This is a genomic window from Avibacterium endocarditidis (assembly GCF_002921145.1).
Lineage (GTDB): Bacteria > Pseudomonadota > Gammaproteobacteria > Enterobacterales > Pasteurellaceae > Avibacterium > Avibacterium endocarditidis.
The window spans coordinates 1-8,062 of sequence record NZ_PQVI01000158.1 but is presented as its reverse complement, the minus strand read 5'-3'; the positions used below and the strand labels follow the sequence as shown (position 1 = coordinate 8,062).

The following is an 8,062-nucleotide window of genomic DNA, read 5'->3' as shown; positions in this document are numbered from 1 at the left end:
CTAGTGATATTAATGCCTAGCCAATTTTTTTGTTTTGTTATAATTCCGAGATTTCCCCAATGCTGACTTTAGAATTTTGTGAAGGAGAATATTGATGGCATTGCGATTTGCCTGTTTCATCTGTTTCACAAAGATCAATCAATGGCTCTTCTTTTATTGTTATATCCTCTTCAAATTCCGTAGGAAGATTATAATGAACACTTTGGGCGGAATCTATTTGTGCGCCTAATTGAGTGATAGGATTATTCTCAATTCTATCAAGGAGTTGTAAATGTTCTCGTGGCGTGAGCGAGCGAGCTTTTCCCGCAACAACATTTGACTCAAATGAAAAAATTCGAGGTTGCTCATAATAGTTCATTATCGCATTTTCTTTCACTTTAATGCTAACCGCATTTGGGTGATTGGTTGTGTCCATACTTTCAAAGGCTCGTGCGCCATTTGGGGCAAGGGCATTGAGTGTAATATTGTCTAATACGGTGCTAGTTCTGGGAGCATCACCAGGATGAAAAGCAACGGCATCAAGAAAATTATCATTACTGAATGTACCTAAGCCTACATCTGGTTCAGCATAGTGGCCGGTATTGATCGCGGTGATGGTTAAATCACTCGGATTATTTTTACCGCGCAAGATCGTATTGCCATAGGTTCTAATTGAATAACCTTGGAATGTTTTGGCATAAACTTCACTAGACTCCCCTAAAATATCGCCCACAAGGAAAATCCCCGCAGCAGGCGCAAGGGCAGAAGAGCCGTAAGTATCCGCTCCTTTTACGGTGAGTTTGCTGTTTTTTAGACCGATATTTTGTCCATTTAACGCCAGTTTATTTGCATTTTGCATAAAGGATTCATAAAGCGGTTTACTGTAATTGACAGATAACGTGCTGTTATCAAGGTCAATATTTTCAGCAAAAAGATGAATAAACCCTTCTTCGCTATTTAGCTGGCTATCATTAATTTGAATATGGGTATCTTTTATATAAGAACGGGCGGTTGCCTCGCTTGTTACCCAATCAACAAATGCCGTCGCAAATTCTCGTTTACTACGTTTTGTGCCTTGCTCATCGAGAAGATTATAGCGTTTATCAGGCAAAGGGAAGCCCCCTCTCAGTACGCGTTCTTTTAAATCTGTAATAACATATTCATAGCCCTGTTTCGTTTCTGGGGCGGCAAGGTTTGAAGATTGAGCGGTATAAGTTCGCATATTTCCTGAATTAATGAAAATACCGATTTCACCATTGGTTTTCACGCGATTTAGGCTTACGTCTTTAAATCCATCTGCGATAACAAAATCTTTGCCACTGGTAAAATTCACATTATTTAATGCTACATTAAAGGTAGGCTGTTTCGTACTTAATCCTGTGATAGTTTGGACGCTTTTTGCTGTTTCAAAGAGCGGTTCTTTTTTTGTGAATTTATTATAGAGTGCGCCATTGGCTAGATTGGAACGTTGTAAAATAATTTCAATTTGGCTCTTATTTGGTGAAGCAGTGTTTTCAGTTGCAAATTGGTAAAACTGGTCTAAGGCAAAAGAATAAATGCCTTGGTTATTTAGATCACCTATTTCCTGTGTACCAATATGATTGAGAAATGATTGCCATAAATCAGTGAGCTTGATTTTTTCACCTTCCTTATTGGTAAAAGAGATATAGTCCGCAGAGCTTGCAAGTTGAATAGATTGGAGTAGCTCCTGTGCAGTTTTCGGTTCTAATGCTTTTCCTGACAAGGTATAAAGCGGCTGAGTTTTCCCATTCATCTCTTTTAATAACAAGGTTTCTTCTTGTAATGGCTGTAGCGTTTGCGCATTACCTATTCCAACAGAACCTTTGCCCAAGTTAAAAGTTACATTATTGAGGGTGAATGTGTTGGAATCCGTGTTTTTATGGGCAGTGAGCAACAACAGATTATGCTGGACTTTCGGGGGGGGGGGGGGGGAAAGGTCGTATTTTCAATATTGATTGCGCTGTCAGCTTGGATCGTGGTGAGTGGCAAGGCGAGTTTACGCTGTAATTTGTCCGCAAGTTTTTCATCAACACGAACTACCTTAAGCGTTTTTTATCAGCACTCACCATACGCAGTTTGAGTGGCCTCGCGATTTTCGCCAAAACTGGCGGTTCGATCTAACAAACTGGCTAATAATTTTAGATCGTCAAAAGTGGTACTATGACTGGTATCCACTTGATTTTTCTGATCTAACTCTTGCGCAAATTGTTGTAATTTTTCAGTGAAAATTAAGCCTTCTCGTTTATGCGTTTCGTTACCAACAGTAATGCTTGAAAGATTGCCATTTAATTGGGTTTTTAATTCATTTTCAGAAAGATTGGTTTTGGCTAGCAAGGCATTTTTTGTTCTTCAATGACTTGGCTTGCGATCTTGCTGATTTCATCAGGTTTTAAGAAAACCAAATTGCCAGCATCAATCTGTGCTTTAATTTGTTCCGCAATTTTTGCATTAACAGGATCAAGTTGGGTACCAAGATGCGTTTCCACATTACTCACATTATTTTCTTTCTCTAAGTAATTAATGGTTAAAATCGGTTTTTGGTATGCCATTTGTAGGGCTGGCTTTCTTAGATTTGAAGCTAATTCTGCACCGCCAGCGCTTGCTTGATAATCTTGATAAGCGCCTTTTGCTAAAATCTCAAACATGCCATTTTTCTGATAAATATAGAGATTTCCATCCGCACTTTGCAGCCCCTGATCCACTTTTTTCGCTGTTTTAACGTGTAATCACTGTCGGTATAATATACATCACCTTTTTCATCTAAAGCTAATTCATTCTTTTTAAAGCGATTATTGTATTGATTATTTTGCACATTGGCTTTTTTAACATTAGTAAGTGCGGTAATTTTTCCGCTAATTTTTACCCCATCACCTTCCGCTTTGCCTACTTGCGTAATGGTTAATTCTGCGCCACTGGTATGATTTTTCCCATAACGAATATCAGAGTTATTGCCTAAAAGAATTTTTCCACCTTCAATAGCAATGCTGTTAGCTTCCAAAATGCCGTTATTATTAATGGCAATATCTTTTGCCATTTCTTTGCCTTTTGCGGTAAGTTCAATGCGATCATTGGACAAAATAACGCCATCATTTTCAATTAAGCTAGCCATTTCATTGCCAGTAAGCACAACGTTAAAATTATCTAAATCAAGAGTGAAATTTTCACCCGTTGCCAAAAGCACCGTTTTATTTTGTATTTGAATGCGCTCTAATTCCCCCCAGTAATTGGCTTGTGCCTTTTCTGATGCTTTGCCTGTAAGATTCAGCGTTCCGTGATTTTTCACCTTATCGCCCAGCAAAATAATGGCGTCTTGTGCATTAATTGTGACTTGGTTGATGATTTCACCTTCTTGCTGTTTTTTTCTTGTAAAAGCAACAGTATCGCCACCATATCGTGATTTTTCACTGATTTTCTCTACATCTTTTGTGGTGGCTAGAATCGCGCCTACATTAACTTGCGCATCTTTGGTAAAAATAATGCCATTTGGGTTGGCAAGAAAAACGCGTCCATTGGCACTGAGCTTGCCCTGAATGGTAGAAACATCCGCCCCAGTAACGCGATTATAAGCAATACTACTTGAACTAGGCTGCTGAAATTCAACGCTAGCTTGGCGACCAATATCAAAACTGTCCCAATTAATCGAAACGCGATCAGAATTTTGTTTAATTGTCATCGCATTATTTTGTGTATTAATTTGAGCTTCACCCTGTACAATTTGATGCCCTTTAGGTAAGGCATTCGGATCAAGTTGTGCAGCAAGACTTGTTGATGAAAGAATCGCAAGAGAAATGAGACTAAGTTGTTGTGCGGATTTCATTTTTTCTCCTTATCTGATTAGAATAATTTTAGCAATGACAAGCCAATTTGGTGTTCTTTCTCTTTTTCAAGACGTGCGCCAATCGGTTTTGCATAGTAAAAAGAAAGACTGTAATTGTTTGGCGAAAAGAGTTGTAAGCCAGCACCAACAGATTGCAATTTAATGTGATTATGTTGTTCTGGGCGTTGCTCGTATGCTTGAATTTTGTGGTATTTTTTACCTGCACTAAAATCGTAAAATAGCGAGCTGACAAGCAAAGAATCTTGCAACAGCGGTTGATAATGTTTCAGATTAATTTGCGAAAGAATGCCATCGCTGATTGACGCAACACCAGTTCGATAACCTCTCACCCCATTAGTGCCGCCAAGTAACATTTTTTGATTGCTAGAAATATTTCTATCTGCCATTTGCCCTTTAATACTCGCTTCAATGGCAAAGTCTTTTGGTAGCATTTGTTCGTGCGCAATTTCAGCATTGACCAAGGTAAATTTATTGCTTGCTTGCCAATCTATCGGGCTATTTTGCCAAGCTTCGGTGCTATGGTTATTTTCTCGTCCAACAGTTGCCCCAAGATTGAAATAGGTGGTGCCACGCGCAAAACTATTCCATACCCCGTTGAATGAAAGATTGATAAGATTAATTTTTGCAATATTTTCAATAGGTTGTGGAATTCCTTGCGCATCGCGGATACGGCTATGACTAAAGGTTAATTTAGTATTCAAATGAAAATTAGGTTGGCGAATAGTCGGGTGTAAAATGTAAGCGCCTAGGGTTTGGTTATTCCCTTTTGCATCAAGTGCGGTGAAATTTTTGCCTAATTTATAGTGTAGATAAGAACCAAATACCCCAAATCTTGTGCCGTAGCCATCAATGATCCACGAATATTCAGCACGAATATTTTTCAACCGAGCATTTTGTGAACTGAGTAAATCAAGATTAAACTGATCCCCCATTCCTGCTAAATTCAACATTTTTATTCCCGCACTTAGACGATATTTGCCAGTTTCAGACGTGCCTTGGTTGTCAGTGAAAAAATAACCTTGCCATAGTTTGCTGTCTTTTAGCTGAATATTAACATCTGCACTACCTCTATTTTGTCCTGCTTGAATCCCTAACTGTGCGTTGATACCAGGTACTTCATTGAGTAATAACGATAATTTTTCAACTTCACTTTGTGCTAAGTAGGGCTGTGAATTCACGCTGGTATTTGCCATTCTTTGATCAAAATTAGTCTTAAAACGACTTTGATTGTCAATACGAACCTCACCAACATTACCTAGCATTAAACCAATAATAACACGTTGATTTTCAATGGTTTGTTGGGGTAAATAAGCACGTGCAACAAGATAATTATGCTGACGATAATAAAGGGTAATCTGACGCGTTAGTTCATTTAGATCAGCCAACGTAATTGGGCGATTCAAGTAAGGAGAAATGAGTGTAGAAAGATCCTCATTAATTGGCGTGTCTAAGCCTTGCTCTGAGAGTATTTTTACCTCAATTTCTTTTAATTCAAAATGCAGATCACCTGCTTGTTGCGGTACGTTGGATAGATTGCTATTAAACATTTCCCCAGCTGGTTTAGCCAAGTGCGGTGTATTTTGGGTTGAGTTCTTTGGAAAGCACGGCGGATTGTTGTAACTGCTGTTGAAAATCTGTACTTTGAGCAAGTGAAATAGCAGGTAAAAATCCCAATCCATAAATTAAGCAATTGATTTTACGCATAAAATTCCTTGTTTGTGGCGCATACTGTGTTTTAGGTAGGATTGGAGTTACATAAATGAAAATCATTATCAATAACATTGACAATCCTTTTTTGCCTTTTTAAGATAAGCGAAATTTTTTTGGAAATGACAACTTATCAACAACAAAAAAGGATAAAAAACACTTATGAAAATGAAGTTTTCACCGCTGTATCTCGCACTAGCATCAACGATTTGCACGACTATTTGTAGCACGGCTTATGCCACAGAGCAGTTAGAACAAATTAACGTTCAAGCGTTGCGCGATCCCACGCAATACACTAAAGATCAAGCAAATATCGTCATTTTAAATCGATCTCAATTAGATACTTTACAGCCTGCTAGCGTAGCGGAAGCCTTATCGACACAAGCGAATGTGGAGATTGCAGGCGGTTCGCGAACACTGGCACAAAACCCAGCTATTCGTGGTTTAAGTGGAACAAGAGTGGTTCAGGTGGTAGATGGCGTGCGACAAAATTTTAATTTAGAGCATCGTGGATCTTATTTCTTACCAACCAGTATGTTAAGCGAAGTTGAAGTGGTGAAAGGGCCTGCAAGTACCTTGTGGGGCAGTGGCGCATTAGGCGGTGTGGTGGCAATGCGAACCTTGAACGCCTTTGACTTGCTCAGACCCAACGAAACTTGGGGTGCATTGATCAAGCAAGGCTATCATTCGGCGGATTCTGGTTCACAAAGTGAATTGGCTGTTTATGGCGCAAATGGTCAGTTTGATTGGTTAATTCAAGGATTTTACAATAAAAATAAAGACTTACGTTTAGGTAAGGATTTAGGCAAATTACCGCATAGCGAACTCACTCAGCAAGGTGGCTTAGTTAAAGCAGGTTGGCAAATAAATGATCATCATCGTTTAGAATTAAACCTGCGCGGCACGCAAAGTAAACAAACTGCGCCAGCTAATAATGAGATGTATGAGCCTTATACGCCGAATGATTTTGTTGCAGAAGTAGGGAAAATTTATGCTAGCGGTGGCAAGCCTGATTATGGCAAAGCTGGCGGTATCGCTGATCTTTCTGCACAAAAAGTAAAAGATCGTTCTGCGTCATTGCGTTATCTTTTCAATCCAGATTCCCGATTGGTGAATGGTGAATTAACGTTGTATATCAATGATACTAAAGAAACCGAAACCAATCTTCGCACAGGCACCAATGATGAAACTCATTATAAAACCACGGGGTTTAACTTGCGTAATGCCTCAGAGTTTGATCGTGTAGCCTTGATTTATGGGGTAGATTTTTATCAAGACAGAGTAAAAACAAAACGCGAGAAAAGCGCAAGACGGCACTTGCACTAACGCGACCTCGCCTCGTTGCCGTGATTATTCTACTGCCAATTATCGCCCAAATCCTTATGATGCAAAAGCCAATGTGTGGGGCGCTTATTTACTCAGTCATATTAATCTCAGCGACAATTTAGTGCTTTCGCCAGCGCTACGTTTTGATAGCTACCAGAGTTCAGAAAAACAAAGCCAAAGTTATCGTAAAAACCACTTATCCCCTTCTGTTACTTTGGATTATCGTGCCACACCTTGGTTGAATTTAAGCGCAAAATATGCAGAAGCATTCCGCGCCCCAAGTCTGCAAGAACGTTATATTTCAGGTCATCATTTCGGTTTTAAAGGAATGGCGGAAGCGGTATTTGTGGAAAATACCGTTCTCAAAGCTGAAGTGGCGAAAAATAAAGAATTGAGCGCCAAATTCCACTGGCAAGATTTGTGGACAGCGCAAGATAAGTTCAGCGTCACCGCAACGGTTTTCCAAAATGATGTAAAAGATTTTATTGAATTACAGCAAATTGGAATGATACGCCAAACACGCACATTGCAATTCCAATATCGTAACGTACAAAACGCGCGTTTAAGAGGGGCAGAACTTGCAGCCCATTACGAAACGCCACGTTGGTCGGCGGATCTTCAGTATGGCGTATTGCGTGGTAAAGATCGCCAAACGGGTGAAGCGTTGGAAAATATCAATGCGGATAAAATTATTCTTGCGGCATCTTATGCGCTTGTGCCAGAAACCTTCACCATTGGGGTAAAAGTGCGCCACTATTTTGCGCAAAAACGTGTACCTACATCGCATAATGGGCATTATCCGTCTTATACCTTAACGGATATTACCGCTAGCTATGCGCCACAAAAAGGCGAATGGTCAAATTTACGCATTGATTTTGCGGTGGAAAATCTTTTCGATAAAGCCTACACCCCAGCTTTCAGCTTAACCCCTGAAGCAGGGCGCAATGTCAAAGTATCGTTAGCTTATCAATTCTAATTTGGAGGATAAACAATGATACAACAACAAATTGCACAGGCATTGGCAGATAATCCTGATTTGCACACCCTTGATCTTGCTGCACAACTCAAGGTGAAAGAAGGAAAAATAATCCAAAATTTACCCCCGCACTTTATTCATCTTTATAACGGAAGTGCGGTGGAATTGCTGGCAGAAATTCATACTTGGGGCAACGTGGTTACCATTGTGGAAAA

General features: G+C 39.7%; 8 protein-coding genes and 1 pseudogene. 3 read left to right on the top strand and 6 right to left on the bottom strand.

Features of this window, described 5'->3' with window-relative positions:
• Positions 1-37: 37 nt before the first annotated feature.
• The 6 genes from C3Z13_RS11385 to C3Z13_RS12545 form a co-directional block, all read right to left on the bottom strand.
• On the bottom strand, positions 38-1,897 hold the full coding sequence (locus tag C3Z13_RS11385; RefSeq protein ID WP_103855984.1) for a hypothetical protein: 1,860 nt from the start codon (positions 1,895-1,897) through the stop codon (positions 38-40).
• 158 nt (positions 1,898-2,055) lie between these two features.
• Positions 2,056-2,334, bottom strand: coding sequence for a hypothetical protein (locus C3Z13_RS11380; protein WP_103855983.1), 279 nt, complete (start codon positions 2,332-2,334; stop codon positions 2,056-2,058).
• Positions 2,328-2,645, bottom strand: coding sequence for a hypothetical protein (locus tag C3Z13_RS11375; RefSeq protein WP_103855982.1), 318 nt, complete (start codon positions 2,643-2,645; stop codon positions 2,328-2,330). Before C3Z13_RS11375 ends, C3Z13_RS11380 begins: the two co-directional genes overlap by 7 nt.
• A complete protein-coding gene (locus C3Z13_RS11370) occupies positions 2,630-3,817 on the bottom strand; it encodes a two-partner secretion domain-containing protein (RefSeq protein ID WP_103855981.1) in 1,188 nt (395 codons plus the stop codon). The genes C3Z13_RS11375 and C3Z13_RS11370 overlap by 16 nt, the downstream gene beginning before the upstream one ends.
• Before the next feature lie 17 nt (positions 3,818-3,834).
• Positions 3,835-5,385 (bottom strand): ShlB/FhaC/HecB family hemolysin secretion/activation protein, encoded by a 1,551-nt coding sequence (locus C3Z13_RS11365; protein WP_245872664.1) that lies wholly within the window; start codon positions 5,383-5,385, stop codon positions 3,835-3,837.
• A gap of 13 nt (positions 5,386-5,398) precedes the next feature.
• Positions 5,399-5,542, bottom strand: a complete 144-nt coding sequence (locus C3Z13_RS12545; RefSeq protein WP_245872663.1) for a hypothetical protein — start codon at positions 5,540-5,542, stop codon at positions 5,399-5,401.
• Between the two features lie 165 nt (positions 5,543-5,707).
• On the opposite strand from C3Z13_RS12545, the gene C3Z13_RS12540 reads away from it, so the two are divergent.
• From C3Z13_RS12540 to C3Z13_RS11355, 3 genes and pseudogenes are all read left to right on the top strand, one after another.
• Complete coding sequence (locus C3Z13_RS12540; protein WP_245872662.1) at positions 5,708-6,871, top strand: TonB-dependent receptor plug domain-containing protein; 1,164 nt, start codon at positions 5,708-5,710, stop codon at positions 6,869-6,871.
• 73 nt (positions 6,872-6,944) lie between these two features.
• A complete protein-coding gene (locus C3Z13_RS12535) occupies positions 6,945-7,847 on the top strand; it encodes a TonB-dependent receptor domain-containing protein (RefSeq protein ID WP_245872661.1) in 903 nt (300 codons plus the stop codon).
• A gap of 15 nt (positions 7,848-7,862) precedes the next feature.
• Positions 7,863-8,062 (top strand): annotated as a pseudogene (locus tag C3Z13_RS11355) (heme utilization cystosolic carrier protein HutX); the annotation flags it as partial.